Origin of the sequence: Vibrio sp. 10N.222.55.B11 (assembly GCF_041473705.1) — a bacterium.
Lineage (GTDB): Bacteria > Pseudomonadota > Gammaproteobacteria > Enterobacterales > Vibrionaceae > Vibrio > Vibrio crassostreae_C.
This window is the reverse complement of the sequence record NZ_JBFRST010000045.1, coordinates 25,284-41,395: the sequence shown is the minus strand read 5'-3', so window position 1 is coordinate 41,395 and position 16,112 is coordinate 25,284. Positions and strand designations below refer to the sequence as shown.

The 16,112-nt window shown below is 42.3% G+C and carries 7 protein-coding genes and 3 pseudogenes; 2 read left to right on the top strand and 8 right to left on the bottom strand.

Annotation, left to right across the window (positions count from 1 at the left end):
* The 7 genes and pseudogenes from AB4503_RS16705 to AB4503_RS16675 all read right to left on the bottom strand — a co-directional run.
* A pseudogene (locus AB4503_RS16705) lies at positions 1 to 404 on the bottom strand (IS21 family transposase); the annotation flags it as partial.
* Between the two features lie 220 nt (positions 405 to 624).
* Positions 625 to 849 (bottom strand): annotated as a pseudogene (locus AB4503_RS16700) (transposase); the annotation flags it as partial.
* A 534-nt stretch (positions 850 to 1,383) separates the two neighbouring features.
* Positions 1,384 to 3,414, bottom strand: coding sequence for an ATP-binding protein (locus AB4503_RS16695; protein ID WP_017100853.1), 2,031 nt, complete (start codon positions 3,412 to 3,414; stop codon positions 1,384 to 1,386).
* Positions 3,414 to 4,649: an ABC transporter substrate-binding protein gene (locus AB4503_RS16690; RefSeq protein ID WP_017100852.1), complete on the bottom strand. Its 1,236-nt coding sequence runs from the start codon at positions 4,647 to 4,649 to the stop codon at positions 3,414 to 3,416. Before AB4503_RS16690 ends, AB4503_RS16695 begins: the two co-directional genes overlap by 1 nt.
* A gap of 148 nt (positions 4,650 to 4,797) precedes the next feature.
* Complete coding sequence (locus tag AB4503_RS16685; RefSeq protein WP_017097882.1) at positions 4,798 to 5,985, bottom strand: EAL domain-containing protein; 1,188 nt, start codon at positions 5,983 to 5,985, stop codon at positions 4,798 to 4,800.
* Positions 5,986 to 5,994: 9 nt separating this feature from the next.
* A complete protein-coding gene (locus AB4503_RS16680; RefSeq protein WP_231904336.1) occupies positions 5,995 to 10,254 on the bottom strand; it encodes a CHASE domain-containing protein in 4,260 nt (1,419 codons plus the stop codon).
* Between the two features lie 417 nt (positions 10,255 to 10,671).
* Positions 10,672 to 12,159 (bottom strand): annotated as a pseudogene (locus AB4503_RS16675) (IS3 family transposase); the annotation flags it as partial.
* Positions 12,160 to 13,190: 1,031 nt separating this feature from the next.
* Between AB4503_RS16675 and AB4503_RS16670 the strand changes: the two are divergent.
* The gene (locus AB4503_RS16670) at positions 13,191 to 14,237 is read left to right on the top strand and encodes a replication initiation protein (RefSeq protein WP_017099008.1); all 1,047 of its coding nucleotides are present in this window, start codon (positions 13,191 to 13,193) and stop codon (positions 14,235 to 14,237) included.
* 172 nt (positions 14,238 to 14,409) lie between these two features.
* Here AB4503_RS16670 and AB4503_RS16665 read toward each other — a convergent pair whose 3' ends face one another.
* Positions 14,410 to 15,564: an RNA-guided endonuclease TnpB family protein gene (locus AB4503_RS16665; RefSeq protein WP_198594979.1), complete on the bottom strand. Its 1,155-nt coding sequence runs from the start codon at positions 15,562 to 15,564 to the stop codon at positions 14,410 to 14,412.
* A gap of 44 nt (positions 15,565 to 15,608) precedes the next feature.
* On the opposite strand from AB4503_RS16665, the gene tnpA reads away from it, so the two are divergent.
* Complete coding sequence (tnpA, locus tag AB4503_RS16660; protein ID WP_102535129.1) at positions 15,609 to 16,037, top strand: IS200/IS605 family transposase; 429 nt, start codon at positions 15,609 to 15,611, stop codon at positions 16,035 to 16,037.
* Positions 16,038 to 16,112 lie beyond the last annotated feature (75 nt).

The window sequence follows — 16,112 nt, the reverse complement described above, 5'->3', positions numbered from 1 at the left end:
TGGCGCATGCTGCGCTTTTGAGTTTTGAACCAACGAGTGAAGTGCTCGCAGAACTGAGTGTAAGCGTAAGCTTGTTCTTGATATTGCTCATGGTATTCCTGCCACAACAACATCTTTGTCATGCCTTTACGTCTGAGTTCGACTGCGTATTGAGTGAAGTCTGGCATGACTTTATCGCGACTGGCTTTCTTGCCGTGATACAGCGCTTGCGTGAGATCAGCATCGCTGCAACTTTCGGGTAGAGGCCAGCCAAGTTGGCTTTGTTTAAAGCGAGTAAGGAGTTCCGATATGGTGGACGGGCCGAGTTTCAGGCAAGAAGCGATACCACGATTGGAGAGACCGCAGTCGTACTTAAGGCGTAATACCTCTTTGATTTTGTTCATTGGAGTTCTCTTTTTGGCCATTGTCGCTTCCTTACGTTCTTGTTTAAGAAGTAAAGAATAGCGAGCTATTGATTTAAAAGAGAAAAAGGAAGGATTTCGGGCATTCCGATCGCGGTTTTCGCTATTCCGATCACCGATTTCGGAGTTAGGCTAAAAGTGATCGGATAATCGCGGAATCAGTGATCGGTTTAAACCGAAATGGGTGATCGGATAATCCCGAAATGACTGATCGGAATGCTCCGAAATATGCAAGCGCTCTCAGTGGCATAGAAAACACGCGTTTCACCATGAGTGCTGTCGTGATAGCCAAATCACTGAACCGACGTGGTCTCCCGCGCTTATTCTGTTTGCTTTGCGCCCAACCGCTTATCGCCTCTTCATCAAACCAAAAGGTCAGAGAACCACGGTTAATGAGTGATTGGTTGTATTGCTTCCAGTTGGTTGTTTTGTAAAGAGGTTTAGGAATAGGGCTGCGAGAGAGAGTGGATGTAGCTGACCAGATCGTAGGTTCTTGATTTAGTTCCATTGAACCACATTGGTTATATACTTACTCATAGCAAGCTACCCGCTCAAGCGTATGTGTTTAGCGCTGCCAATATTCAACGAGTCATGAAGAATTAAGGAATTAGCTGCCAAACCGCTACAATGACACTCGCTTCCAAAAGCAAAAGGTTCTCTATTTAATAAAAACTGCGGTTTATTTGCTTGGTTCCGAAATAATGTTTCACGAGTAAAAGCCTAAGTTAAACCGGATAACCAAACTCGGCGACAAGTATGTACACTATAAGCTCATGGCGTTAGAACAGCGATTGTCAATCTTTTTGGGAAAAAACTGAGATAATGGTGTCGAGGAATTTTAGAAAGAGCTGGGCAATAGTGACCTCCCCGCAAAAACGCCCGGAGCATAAGATTACTGTTACACAACCAAACTGAATATGAAAACTATGCTTTTTATACCTAACATTTCTCTCTGTGCCCAAAGCTAGTCATGCAGATTAATTTATGGACTGTTGGCCTTTTCTACAGCTTGGTTTGACAGATATTGATTAAAGACCGAATCTAACACCCCCTCATTGACTGGTTTTGTGATGATTTCTGCGCAGCCAACCTCACGCATTTTAGTTAGGTTTTCCTCGAAGGCATCAGCGGTACAAGCGATGACGATGCTATCACTATAGGGTGAAGATAAAGCCTTAATACGTTTCGTAGCCTCAGTACCATCCATAATAGGCATATGGTTATCCATCATGATTACGTCATAAAAGGTTCTGCTCGCTTGCTCAAAACCTTTTTGTCCGTCAAGGGCAATATCACACTTAAAACCTCTTTTCTTTAGGAATTTAGATAGGATGATGCTATTTACACGATTGTCTTCAACAATCAAAGCTTTCAGCCCTTCGCCATTAAATAACTTCATTGGTTCATTTATTTGCTCTCTAGGCTGTGATACAACTTTGACAGGCACGCAAATGATAAAGCGTGTCCCTACACCTACTTTACTTTCCAAGTTAAGCGTGCCATGCATAGTATCTACGAGCTTGGAAATAATAGTTAAGCCAAGTCCAGTCCCGCCAAATTTACGCGTAGTTTTCCCATCGCCCTGAGTGAATGGGTCAAATATCGTTGCTTGTTTCTCTGCGGGGATACCAATTCCCGTATCAGACACCTTAATTTCTAGATAATCGTTGTTATTCATTTGCGTGAGCCGGGTAGAAAAATGGATCTCCCCTTTTTGAGTAAACTTCCACGCATTATTGAGAAGATTAAGAGCTATCTGTGCTAACCGGGTCTCATCGGCAACTAGGTGTATTGATGTTTCAGAATAGGCCGTTCCTTCAAACGTTATACCTTTATCTAAGCATAAGGGTCGATAACTATTTTCAATTTTATTGTGTAGGTCAGCCAGTTTAAATTCAGAAAGATTAAGCGTCAGCTTACCAACCTCAATTTTAGAAAAATCTAGTATATCGTTGAGAATTGAGATCATATGGTGCCCGGAAGAGAGCAAGGTTTGTTCAAGCTCATGACGCTCATCTTTATTTTTACACTGTGTCAGCAGTTGAGCTGCCCCCAAAACCCCGTTCATAGGGGTTCTCAACTCATGACTAATAGAGGCTATAAATTGTGATTTAGCGACACTTGCGGTTTGGGCTTCAATGGCTACTTTTTTTAATCGGCGCTCAGACTTTTCTAGTGACTGATAAGGAGATATGAGGAGCTTTTTACCTGTAAAATAGACCAATATATATGTCAACGCACCAGCTATCGATAACGCAACGATGAGTGAACGGATAAATTGGTTACGATTGTTTTGATAGATAGCAGGGTTAATACTGTAAACTAAATCCAAGTCGTATCTAGGGAGGTATGTTGTATGTTGCGTCCAATCAATTGGGGGAGGCATACCCCAACTATTATCGCTTTGAATTAAACTTACTTGATATTGTTCGGAGAACCTCAACGGTGATAAAAAGGCGTCAATATCAAATGGCTTCACATACACAAGTAAACCTTCTAGAAAACCGTTGTACAGTATTGGAAGAGCAACCATTAAGTTATTACTATCATCTTGAAAGGTAAATACCCTAAACACACTCGATAGATCTCCTTGTTCAATCTTAGTGTGCAGTTGAGCGAACAGTTCATCCGGTAAGGTTAACTCTTGATAAATTGGGTCACCAAGAATATCCAAGATCACAATATAGTGCTTACCCGTCACTGGTTTCACGATTGCTAGTCTATCACTAATCTCTTGTGGTGTAGCCCCCCCCCCTAAAGCGGTAGAAATCACCACTTGATGTGAGGCAATTTTCATCGCTAAATTTTCGGTATTATTCAGGGATTGGCTAATATAACTCTCTGCCGTACTTAGTTTAATTGAGGTATTGATTTTCTCCAGGTTTCTTATTGATTGCTGAGCTTGCTGCTCTAAAAGTCCATAAGTGATAAGAGCGAACACAACCATCGAGATAAACAAAAATACACCGTAAAGCTGAATACCACTGAGTTTTGGTCGAGTTTTATAGATCATTAATCTGCCTTATTAATCTTAGCTGAATCTAACAGCTTGATGGCTCCCACTTGAGTGTACCTCGCCATGCACAAATCATCGGCTCCTAGCGCCTCATGAGCATCAGGATGTGCCACGTCATAAACGCTAAATGGTTGTTCATACGTCTTTAGCAAACCTTGAACCGGTGTGTCCATCTGCTCCAACGCCAGCTTAAGTAGCTGTCGATTATTCACCATATCATCGGTGAGGGTGATACTTTGTGCGGCTTGAATAAATACTTTAGCCAGATCATAGCCATGCACAAAGCCAGCTGGGGCGTCAATAAAATCATTTGTAAACTTATCAGGGAATAGCGCCGTAGCTTGGCGGTATACCTCCTTCGATAGATCGTTCTCCGGAGAGCTATAAAAATTAAAACAAGATTGAACAAAGCTTAAGGCAGTTCTCTGGCGAGCATCAAATGAAACTCGCTGAGAGAAACCACCTCCGGTGATCCCCCAATGACTGAAAATTTTTGGTGGTTGTTCAAGATCAGAGAGAGCTTTGACTAATAAGGGGCCTTCTCGTGAATTCCCTACAAACAGGACACATTCAACGCCGGTTCGATTAAGCTCGGCGGCTATCACACGAGCCAGAGCCTCGTCAATTCCCCAATTAAACCAAGTAACCCGAGCTTTTAAGTGTGTGCTGTGGTCGGCTACTGATTGGAAAATCGTTTTGTAATTAGACTTACCCCAAGGCGTTTTTTCTAATAATAAGTCAACAGATTGGCAACCATTATTGATTGCTGTTGAGACCAGTTTCCCCCCAACTTTTGTGTCGTCAACAGAGAGGCGAAATACGAAATTCTTCTCAGACGGGTAGCGAGTTATAGGACCGCCTGCAGCCCATGGCACCAAAATCAACAGTTCACTTTCATTGATATAATCGCGATATTTTATCAGGGGGGAAGAATGCAACCCGGCGAAGAAAACAATTCCATTAGGGTCTTTCTGGTAGCGCTGCATATTGAGCTTGCTTCGCGCCGTATTCCCACGATGGTCAAGTACTTCGAACTCTACTGGAATGCCAAAAAGTTGATTACCATGCTGAGAAAAAGCCGTTTTTACACCCATTTCTATTGCCTCCGCTGAGGCTAGATGCACGGTTCGATCCGAGTCTAGATATACTTTGAGAACAGAAGGGGCTGTTATAGCTGGCGTAGAGCCAACCACAAATAAGCCGATGACTGTAGATTTAAGCCATTTTTTCATTCCGTAGCCCCCTTAATATAAGTTATTGTTTTATTTATGATTTGAATTCTAGACTAGATATTTAGACTTGCAAATGATTTAGGAGGAAAAGTACGGCAGAGGTGCATAAGTGATTCAATATTGACACCATTTACTCTTGAATTGAGGGTTAGCTCTCGACGCCTTCCCATTCATCTAACCATCGAGATAAATGATTTTCAGACATTGGCTTGGCAATAAAGTAACCCTGTGCGACATCACACCCTATCTTACGTAAATACACCCAATCCTCAAGATCTTCCACTCCCTCAGCCACGGTCTGCATTCCTAATTGCTGGGCCATCTTGAAACTGGCTTCAAAAATCACGCGTAAAGACTTATTTTTATGGGCCCCATGCACAAAACTTCGGTCGATCTTAAGCTCACTGAATGGAATATCTCGTAACTGGGCCAACGAGGAATACCCCGTCCCAAAGTCATCAATAGATAAAGCAACACCTTTAAGTCGCAGTCGTGTCAGGATGTCCAACGCTAACTGCCGATCATTCATCAGCCGGCTTTCCGTTACTTCCAAGACTAAGTTTGACAATGGGACTCTAGCCTCATGTGCAATGTTTTGAATCTTATCTGGAAACTCCAAGGACGTCAGACTTTCCATTGAAATATTGATTGACATACAAAGCTTTGCGCCCACAGATTGCCAACGTTTGCTCTGTTCCAGAGCATTAGCTAAGACAACCATCGTCAAGTCATCTATCAGTCCATACTCTTCAACAAGTGGGATAAATTTATCAGGTAACACTAGGCCATCTTTAGGGTGTTGCCAACGTACCAAAGCTTCTACACCGACAATTTCACCATCTCGAAGCCTGACCTGTGGTTGGTAGTAATTGATTAGCTCACCTTGTTGAATAGCTCGACGCAGATCAGCTTCAGAATACTCTTTCAGGTCATCAAAACATTCCGTCTCTAGATGAGCGGCCTGATGCTCAATAATTTCTTTTAACTGAGTGGGACTAAAAGGCTTATGGAGACAACCAAAAATATTAAGTTGATAAGTGGTTGCCAGCTTTTTAGCACTGTCTAGAATGGCTTGTTCTTCACCACTCATCAAAATAACACCTCCCTGGTAGCCTATACGCCCCAAGTGACGGACAAACTCTACTCCGTCCATCTTTGGCATCTGCAGATCACAAAAAATTAGTTCTACCTCTTCAGGATGCATTTCTAATTTTTGAAGAGCATCAACAGCATGTTCATATTGATGAACAACAACCTTTTCATTCACAAAATCCTTTAATTGATGAGCAAGCAACTTCATTAAAAACGGCTCATCGTCAATCAACATTATCGCCATACACTTCTCCTATATAATTTTTTTATCAAGGTAGCAGATCACTTCCTCTTCCGTCTCTGCAAAACACTTATCTAACAGAGTCATGGTCAACTCCACCACTGCGACATCACCTATAGTACAAGCATTTTCAAGCTCGGCACACAAGTCACCTAATCTCATCGCGCCCACTGAACGAGATGAAGATTTGAGCTTATGAGCGATACTGCTCACTTCTCTAATATCCTTAGCGGAAGAAGCGGCTCTTAACTGTTCCTGCTGTCTTGTCATTAAACTCAAAAAATCAGTCAAAAAATCACACATAACAGCTGGCTCATTTCCGACAAGCTCAGCGAGCTTACTGACAGTCAATATTTCAGAGTCCCTAGGCTGTTCCTCTTCAAGTAATCCAAGTTCAGGCACTCCATTCTGGTTGGGCAACCATGTTTCAAGAGCCTCTTTAAGTAAATGAAGCTGGACAGGTTTTGTAAGGTAATCATTCATTCCTACCGCCTTGGCTCGACTCTTTTCACCTCTCAAAGCGTTGGCTGTCAAAGCTAGGATAGGTTTTTGTGCCCTCTCCAAGTTATCCTGTCGTATCGCTTCCGTTAATGCATAACCATCCATTTCCGGCATATGTAAATCCGTTAATAGCAACGCATAACTTCCCTCTTGCCAAAGTTGATAAGCCACCAATCCGTTCTCAGCAACCTCTGCCGCATAACCTAGTAGACTCAACTGTTTAAGGATGACTTTTCGGTTGATGCTATCATCCTCTGCAACCAAGATTAACCGTCCTTCTGCACGGGCTTGTGCCACACTCGGTGCCGCAGTTAACGGCAGAGACTCTTCCCCCACTTGATCAAGTATTATTTCAGGCGAAACAATTCCGGCAGCCACTGAAACAGACTGTAAAAACTCTTTTCGCCGCAATAGGTTACAATTTAGAGCAACAAATTCAGGGGATTCAAATTTCAGGGGCCGAGGCTGATCTCGAGTCATCAACAAGTGCCTAATATACCCACTTTCAATTCGTGAACTTTTCAATGTTTTCAGAAAAGCGATGGTAAGTTCCGGGACATGTTTTTGCGGACCAATAATTATAACGACAACCTCTTCAAGCAACTCAGCAATACGTAACGCTTCGGAATGGGTGCTAACAACTTGAACATTAGCACCCGAATGCTCGAGGTAAACTCGTAGAGCGTCAGTATCAAATACTGAGTTCTCAACTAGGATACACTTTGTCTCTGAGAGTAACGATAAAGGTGGTATGATCTCTTTCTGATAAATTGCCAAAGGTAAGCTAACTGTGAACGTAGAGCCTTCTCCTAACTGACTGTTTACTTTAATATCTCCGCCCATTAAGTCCACTAAGCGCTTCGAGATCGCCAATCCTAACCCAGACCCCCCAAAACGACGCGTTGTGGATGACTCCGCTTGAGAGAAAGAAGTAAATAACATAGCTAAGGCATCCGACGATATTCCAATGCCGTTATCCTCGATATTGACAACCATTTTATTATCAACAATGTTCACGCGGACTGAGACGTCTCCTCGTTTTTCCTTACGACCACCACTAAACTTAATTGCATTACCAATTAAATTATAGAAAATTTGCCGCAACCGGATTGGATCAGACAAAATATAACTTGGAAAAATCGGGGCAATAAATAATTGCAAGTCAACCTCTTGCTTCTCAGAAACGGAGACAAGCGAGGAGCATACCCCTTCTATAAGTTCTTCGACAGATACCGGAAATTTTTCAAGATCTAGCTTACCAGCTTCAATTTTTGAGAAATCTAAAATATCATCGATGAGCCTCAGAAGGGCAAACGCAGAGTCATGAATAGTTTTAACTTCATCAACTTGATGGCACTCCAGCTGACTGTGTGACAAAACCTCTAACATACCAATAACCCCGTTCATTGGCGTCCGTATTTCGTGGCTCATTGCCGCCAAGAAAGCCGATTTAGCATGGCTTGCTTGTTCCGCCTCAATTCGAGCTTGCTCTAGCTTTTCATTTGTTGACCGTAATGACGCTGTGCGTTCAGACACCCGTTGGGCAAGTTTTTTACGCTCCTGCTCTATGACAAAATTGGCCGCTTTTTGCTGCTTGGTTGCCTCCTCAAGTTGTCGTAAAGCCTGATGACGTTCGGTTACGTCCCTAACCATTGAAATACAACGCCTTTTCCCTCCAGGTAGAAAAATGTACTGAAGATTGACTTCGACTGGAATGAGATGACCATCTTTATGTTTATGAACAGTAGAAATATGGACAACCTGCTGTTCGCCATTTAACAAGGGTTCAAGCAACTTCCGGTAACGGTTTTCATCGAACTCAACTTTGAAATCAACGGCAGTAAGATCCAACAACTCTTCTCTGGAATAACCAAGTTGACAAACGGCACCTTCATTAACATAGCTGTGGCGAAGCGTTTCTGGATCAAAGATAAATGCCCCATCTTCAATGGCATTCAGCATAGCCATCGCTTCTTTATTTTTCCTCTCTGACTGAACACGCTGGGTAATATCCCGAATAGCGACGGCCACCTGCAAGCCCTTTTCCGACTCAACAGGGCTTAAACTAATGTCAACCGGAAAATCAATCCCCCCTTTACGTCTAGCCATGGTAGAGAGTTGCTCAACACGAGCTCCTTCACCCAATTCTTCATTCTCGAAGAAAGAGCTATTGATATTTGAATAAATACCAGGTAAAAATCGATCTATTAATTGGCCTTTAAGTACATCTTTCCCCCAATTAAAAACAACCTCAGAATGGCTGTTGGCCTGAGTAATACAACCCCCCCTCTCTATTATCAGTATGGCATCAGGTGCAAACTCAAAAATATCAATGAAACGACGTTCATGACGCCTATTTTCAGTTACGTCGTGCATAGCAACCACAGCACCTAGGCGCTTACCATCGAGATCACAAATCGGAGCTCCACTGGCCAAGACGAAGCGGGGACTTTGACCATTAGCGATTATGCAAAGTAGATCATTTTGAATATGCTCACCATTAAATGCTCTAAGCAACGGTATGTTTTCTTTCGCCATCGGTGTTCGCCCGTCACCTTCATATAAATTGTAATAATTACTCCAGAGTTCGGGGGGAATCTGTAATGGGTCAGATCCATGCCACTCTCTTGCTGTACGGTTAAATAAAGTTAAATTTCCGTCCGCGCCACAAGCCACCACCCCTTCACTCAAACTCTCTAAAAGCATTCGATTGAGCTCTTCTTGTCGCTTTAGTTCTTGAGTGCGTTCATTAACACGATTTTCTAACTCCTGGTTTAGGCTCTTAAGGGATCCTTCGGCTTCTCTCCTCGCCGAGGCCTCATGATGCAGCTTTTCAGTTGTTTGATGTGAAACAATCAACATCCGAAAAAGGAAAAAAAACAGAATACTTAAGAGCCCCCCAGTTCCAGCAACAATACGAGGCAGCGAAAAATCGAGACCGGCTTCAAACACGGGGGTAGAAGTATAGATGATCGTCCAATCTCGACCTGCAACATTAATCACCTCCGAGCGTCGAAATGTCGATATGAATTGCTCGTCCACAATACTTAAGGCGCTATTCCCGTCATACAGCAAACTATTAGGGGTGTCTTCTGCGCCATCATATAACCGAAAGCTTACCGTTGAGACGTTAGATTGAAGGATACCTTGCATGAGATCTCTTGCGCGGAATGGGCTGTAAACATAACCAACAAAGGCCTCCCTTCGCTCTTCAACTGTATCAGGGGAATAAAGCGTTTTGTAGATAGGTAAATAAAGCAAAAAACCAGCTTGTTTATCCTCAGTAATCTCCTGAACTAACTCAACCCTACCGGATAAAGCAGCTCTTCCTGTATCTCTTGCCGTAGACATAGCCTGACGCCGAACGGCTTCAGAATACATGTCAAAGCCAAATGCCTGCCGGTTGCGAGCATCAAAAGGCTCCAAATAGATAATGGCCGTGTATTCATCTCGCGCCCCCTTAGGTTTAATCTCATACTGAGGAAAACCTTCCGCCCGAACTTGCTGCACATGCGCCTCTTTATCTCGCGCCGAAATAGGAATTGAAACACCAATCCCCTGTATACCAGGATAATGCAAGCCAAGATTTAACTTATCGATATAATTCGCCCACTCCTCACGATTGACCTGTTCAGAAGCAGCAAATAGAGCAACGCCCCCTGAGAGGGCCTGTTGATAATTCAACATGCGATTTTGAATCAACGCTTTAACGTCTTGGGTATAATTAGTAAAACGGCTTTCAGCATTGCGTTCAACATAATTTCGTGCCATAGACCAACACGCTATTGTTGCACTGAGTGACAATATTAATATACTTAAAGATAGCTTTATGGCCCGAGGCTTCCCAGTCATACATACTCCAAATCAACGATTGACGACACGAATTCTTACGAAACCAGTAAAAGGACGAACAAACTAGAACCTAATTAATATAAATGTATATCCACTAGTTGTAGTACAACACCAAACATAAGGAAAGGGCTCTATCCGCTTAGATGAGCTTGATTGATTGGTAAAAGTTAGAGTGAGTTTCTAGGATTGAATTTTGTCTAATCTTCAATTTAAAGGGGATTGTCGCACTTATTATCTGAAATCGGGTGTAAACGAAATTCCATATTGATAATCTACAAAATTATAGCCTTGGGATTCCGGTGTTTTTCAAGGTAGTTGTCATCATTTTCTTGCTTATTAAGCAGCTTCTCTTTCTGGATTTAGGTGAATGTCACCAACAGGCGCACAGTTCCTGATATCACCAGACCACCGCTCAAGCTTTCGCTGTTTTGCTGCTAGCAATACCTCTACACGACGCTTCAAGATATCTTTATCTTTTCCATTGTGACGCTCTGAAGGCGTGACGTGACGTAATTTAGCTTACTCTGCTTATGCTCGGTGTTGTACCAGCGTACGAAGGCTTCAACCCAACTTCGACTACTATCGATTGTTTCAAAGCCCTTTGCTGGCCAGCTTGGCATGTACTTTCCTGTACGGAACAATGACTCGACATACGGGTTATCATCACTGACTCTTGGCCGGCTATACGATGAGGTAATACCTAACTCTTCCATTTTTGCTTTAAACGTCAGCGACTTCATCGGTGCACCATTATCTGAGTGAAGAACCAGTGCTTGATTGAAGCATTGCTCTCGCATCAACGTTCGTTGCAGAAGTTGTGACGCCAGCTCACCGCATTCATGCTCATACACTTCATAACCAACAATTTTTCGACTGTAGATATCCTCAATGACATACAGGTAATAGTGTTGGCCTCGAACCCTTGAAGGTAAGTGATTGATATCCAATGCATAAAATTGGTTCGAGTCCGTCGCTGTGTAACTGGTTGGCTTCGTTTGCTTCTGTCTGCTCCGCTGACGACCTCGTTTGTGAAGTTGCCCCTGCGTACTCAGCACTCAATAGTAGATCGACTCAGAGGCGATATACTCACCTCTCTCAAGCAGTGTCAGGACGATTTGAGTTGGAAGCAAGCTTGCGAACTCAGAGCGGTTACACACCTCACGCTCTTCCTGCGACAGCTTGTTAGCAGGCTCTGGTCTGATGCATATGGTCTTTTGTCAGCTTGGACTTCACCTTACTGATACCAGCGACGATACGTTCTCAAGTCAATTTGAACTTCATGGCAAGCTGGCTCTAAACGGCATCCGCATTGCTTCGCTTCAAGGATAATCGTCACTATGGTCTGCCTTTCATCGGTTGAGGTTAGTCGTCCTCTGGCTCTTCCCCGTAAAAGGCTCTCAGCTTTTTTCTTAGTACCAAGAGGGCGGCCGTTTCAGCGAGTGCTTTTTCTTTGAGTCGTAAATCTTTCTTCAACTCTTTGATTTCAAGTTTGTCAGCTTTAGCCTGCTTCTTTGCTTCAGCTTCCCGCTCTTTACTCGACTTAAACCCTTGCATACATTCGCGGCGCCAGCTTTGGATTTGTTCTGGAAAAAGACCTTTTTCACGATCATATTGGTTGAGTTCACTTTCTATCATTGAGTTGGTTTTAGCGATAATGGCAAGTTTAGTTTGAGCAGACCACTGCTCTGATGAAGTGTTGGTATTTGGGACGGCGGCTCCTGAATGTCTGAGTTGCTGGCGCCAATGATACAGGGGCGCAGTGCTAATTCCTTCGTCTTCTGACACTTCTTTAACTGACATCGAATATGGAGGTAATAGCTTCTTTTCTTTCTACTGAGATACGAGACACAATTACTATTTATCGCCCAAACTGGTTAAATTCTAACAGTGACAACTACCCTGCCAGATAGAGATAGTGTACGGTTTCGAGAATGACTTCAGAGGGAAAGTGGCAGCCTTTAAACATGACGATTCAGAGTGTTGAGTGGAAATTGAACAAATCCTAACCTAAAGCTTCAAAGTTTGCGATAGAACCATTTTCAGGTTGTCGAAGAATTGTGTGGGCAAGTTGATGTGGAAGTTGGCCATATTTCAGCAGATAAAATATACGATACCGATGACGTCTATGACGCATTAGCGAGCGAATTTCCAGAAACTGACATAGCGATTCCTCCCTCAGATCATATATTGAAGGTTTCTAAACCTAGATTTGTGTATGGACAACTTTCGTGAGGAACGAGCGAATAGTTGTCCATACACAAATCCGACAAAGCAACGCCAAAGCGTTGCCCGTCAGGTTTATGCATTCGTTACTCTCTATGGCACCAATACTTACGGAAATTGGAAGTCCGTAGTAGAAAAACATTGATCGATGAACGTTAAGCTAGTTTTTCTAATATTCTTTATTCTATGTGGATAAGTAGTTTTTTTATTTAATAAATTGAGTTTATCCACATTATCCACAATCTCTATAACAGTATATAACCTCTATATGATCTATAATTTATATAAGATCTATAATTGCTAAAAAACACTTTAAAATCATAATGATATTGAGGTTTTGGCAACATATTATTAGTGTGATTGATCTTGTAGTTAGTCTTGTTGATCTTTTAATTAGTCTGGGGGTAACAAGAAATTAGTGTTATTGATCTAAATTTTAGTGTGAAGGTTACATTTTTTTAGTGTCCAAACAGACTTTATCCCATAAGTCTTGATATTGAGTGTTTCATTTTAGTATTTCTATTAAGGTTACAGGAATTTAGTCTAAAATTGTGAATTACGTTCTTGAGGTTACTGAAATTTAGTCTTATCCTTGTACTACACTAATAATCTGTTACCTGAAACTAATTACTATGACTGACCATCGACAGTTGATCACAACTGAAGACTACCGTGAATTGCCTAATGACTTTTTTAAGAAAAGCCATGCTTTAGTTTTTAGCCAGCTAGGACTGACGGCGAGAGAGCATGATACATTTGCACTCTTCCTCTCTCGACTACACGAAGACCATTGGGTTGCGTATCAGGAAGGTCGACACGTATACGCACCTGAATATACGTTTCAATCTGAAGTGTTAAAGGAGTGGTTTGGTCTTTCAGCAAAGCAGCTTTATCCAACATTAAAGCCTATGGCTAAAAGGCTCTCATCGCGCAAAGTAGGCTTAATGAACGATGCTGATCAAGAATTTGATTTTATGCCTCTTTTTAGTCGAGTTGCGTATAAAAAAGGGGCGCTAATTATGGTGCCTAACGCTGAATTAATGGATGCTTATCTTGCTCAGTCAGCTGGCCACGCTCAAATTAACCATTTATCTTTTCGTAGTTTGAAGTCAGAACATTCTAAGCGCCTTTACACTATTCTATCTCGCTTTAAAAAGCCTGGAATGAAGTTGCATGAGCAATCGATAGCGCAATTACATGGTTTATTCGGTCTCTTAGATGAGCAAGGGAAGTTAACCAAATCCAGTTATACCAACAACAAGGTCTTCATGGAACGATGTATTCGTAAGCCAATCGAAGAGCTTGCTTCTAACGAAGAAGTGAGAAAAGAGCTAAGCTTTTTGGTTGATGAAGAGTCTGGATCGTATGGTTATAAAGCTCGTTATCGAGGAAAGAGTATTGTTGCGCTTGAGTTCCTTTTCCAATGGAAGCAAAAAAGTGACAATAAAGGTGAGGCATTGGAAAGAGCAAAGTTAGCTGAAGAGCTAGCACCTGATAACCCGATGTTAAAACTCGCAAAAGAAGCCTTTAATATTGTACTTTCATACCCTGTCAATGGTGAGTTAAGTAAACACCATAAACTCGCCATTGAAAGTGTTAGGATGGGTATTATCGTAATGCCTGCAGATATGCAGTTTGATTCTATTTTCTATCACAGGTTAGAGTTAATGGAATTATGATTTTCAGGTAACAGATTTTTAGTGTTTTGCAGTTAACACTAAAAATTTGTTACCTTCAGTGATACTGATCTCAAGTTTTATATTCATCAACTTTGTTATGACATGTGACTACTCACCGCCTTATCAGGCGATGCTTCTTATTTCGTTAGCCGTTGCTCGATAGTATCGAGACTTACGCAGCCTCCATAAGCAGAAACGACCGTCCAGCCGCCTTTAATTCTAGAATGCCTTTATCACGAATATTAAGGGCGGCATTTAAGTCGCGATCAATATCCGTTGTACCGCAAGACGGACAATCCCATTTGCGAACTGATAAAGACATTTCTTCCATTTTATGATCGCAACAGTGGCATGTCTTAGAACTGGCGTACCACTGGTCGAGCTTTACTAGGTGCTTACCTTGCTCTTTCAGTTTGTATTCCAGTTTCGCAACAAAGCTATGCCATGAGGCATCAGCAATGTGTTTTGCTAGTTTGCGGTTTTTCATCATATTTGCTGATTTCAATGTCTCAACTATCACCGCTTGGTTTTCGTCAACGAGAGCTCGAGAGAGTTTGTGTTGAAAATCAGCGCGAGCATTCGCTACCTTTTCATGGCATTTAGCAACAAGTATTCGAGCTTTTGCACGATTAGCACTGCCTTTTGCTTTTCTGGATAGCTGACGCTGCTTACGTCTGAGATTCTTCTCAGCGCGTTTTACAAATCTTGGGTTGGCTGTCTTTCTGCCGTTTGACTCAATCGCAAAATGAGACAAGCCCAGACCGACACCTGTCACTGTTCTTACCGTGTGGAGTGGTTTTGAGGCTTCCACTCCATCATCCGCAAGGATTGATGCGTAGAACTTACCTGTCTTGCTCAGGCTTACAGTGATGCTTTTGACCACACCTGTAATCTCACGGTGAACATTCGCCTCTATAGGCTTAATTTTTGGAAGCTTAATTGCCCCATCAAGCACCTTTACACCGACACAGTGATAGCTCGACTGTTTGCCATGTCTACGTTTGAATTGTGGATACTTGGCTTTCAACTTCGGATTAAAGAAGTTATCGAAGGCTTGATGAAGATTGATCACCGATTGCTGTAAGGCGATTGAATCATATTGCTTCAACCAGTGGTATTTACGGGATTTCTTGGCAACGGCAAGCAGTGGTTTTATATCCTTTTTGGGATTCAGTGTGACGCCATGCTTGCGGTACATGTGCGATTTTAAATGCAGAGCTTTGTTATACGCAAAACGTACGGCACCAAACTGAGCGATTAAAAACTCAGCTTGTTCTTGCGTTGGGTAAATGCGTATTTTTGTTGCTCTTAATATTTCAGTGCTCACATGTATAATTACTTTATATTATTGTCTTATGTGGAGATTGTAAAGTGAGTGTGCACAACAAAGAGTTACTTCAAGATTACCTCAGAAAAAGGCACAGCGTGAGCAAGTTGGTCGTTCATCTAGTATTTACAACGAAGTACAGACGCAAGTTGTTTACTGGAGTTATGATCGAACAGTTAAGAGAAGCCTTTGAGTCAGCGTGTGTAAAACTTGAGTGTGAATTGATAGAAATGGATGGTGAACAGGATCACGTTCATTTACTGATCTCATACCCTCCAAAACTTTCAATCAGTGTAATGGTTAACAACTTAAAAGCTGTTTCATCCCGTATGCTACGACTACAAAACACGCACCTTACGAGGCAAAGTAAAAGCTCTGCCCTATGGTCTCGCTCATACTTTGCTTGCACTGCTGGCGGTGCGACTATTGAAACGTTAAAAGCTTATGTGGAAAGTCAATCGACCCCAGATTAAGACGCTATCGCGTCTTACGCCTTATATCCCCGCCCTCATCGGGCGAGGATTTACGGCGAAATTGCTAAATAATGA

Excerpts from the sequence above, each read along its gene's own strand:
- AB4503_RS16680 (WP_231904336.1), bottom strand. The coding sequence starts at position 10,254 with ATGGCACGAAATTATGTTGAACGCAATGCTGAAAGCCGTTTTACTAAT.
- AB4503_RS16685 (WP_017097882.1), bottom strand. The coding sequence starts at position 5,985 with ATGGCGATAATGTTGATTGACGATGAGCCGTTTTTAATGAAGTTGCTT.
- AB4503_RS16695 (WP_017100853.1), bottom strand. The coding sequence starts at position 3,414 with ATGATCTATAAAACTCGACCAAAACTCAGTGGTATTCAGCTTTACGGT.
- AB4503_RS16690 (WP_017100852.1), bottom strand. The coding sequence starts at position 4,649 with ATGAAAAAATGGCTTAAATCTACAGTCATCGGCTTATTTGTGGTTGGC.
- AB4503_RS16670 (WP_017099008.1), top strand. The coding sequence starts at position 13,191 with ATGACTGACCATCGACAGTTGATCACAACTGAAGACTACCGTGAATTG.